Origin of the sequence: Methylobacterium sp. E-065 (assembly GCF_022829605.1) — a bacterium.
Lineage (GTDB): Bacteria > Pseudomonadota > Alphaproteobacteria > Rhizobiales > Beijerinckiaceae > Methylobacterium.
In genome coordinates this window covers 1-411 of record NZ_JAKSYD010000072.1, presented here as the reverse complement: position 1 = coordinate 411, position 411 = coordinate 1, and the positions used below count along the sequence as shown (strand labels likewise).

General features: G+C 72.0%; 1 protein-coding gene and 1 pseudogene. Both read right to left on the bottom strand.

What is annotated here, in order from left to right; genetic code table 11:
* On the bottom strand, positions 1 to 206 hold a 206-nt coding region (locus MKK84_RS06885), incomplete at its 3' end, for a hypothetical protein (RefSeq protein ID WP_243917927.1).
* Positions 191 to 411, bottom strand: a pseudogene (locus tag MKK84_RS06880) (hypothetical protein); the annotation flags it as partial. The gene MKK84_RS06885 and the pseudogene MKK84_RS06880, both read right to left, overlap by 16 nt.

Genomic DNA, 411 nt, shown 5'->3' with positions numbered 1-411 from the left:
GCATGCAGCGCCGCGGCCCAGGCCGAGCGCCTGGTGCCAAATCGGATCGCGGTGTGCTCGCCAGCCAACTGCACGGACACCATGAAGGCCAAGGCGAACTGGTCTGCGGCCTCCCAGAACAAGCGCCCGCGGTCGCCCCGCCCGCGCTTCCGGGCGCGGTACTGCTGGCCCTCGATCTCAGCTGCGTCATCTATGGCTTGGACCACCTGCCGGACCCAGCTGGCCGGGCCAATGTTCGCGGCACTGCCCGTCCATCTGGCCCCCGGAGGGTCGGTCGGGCCGTGGTGGCGAAGGCGGTTCCGGTGATCTGGAGGGTTCCGCCGTCGAAGGCGAGGGGGCCGCTGGGGGCGCCGAGGTTGGCGTCACGCGCGACCGAGAGGGTGCCGCCCACCAGGACGACTCCGCCCGAGA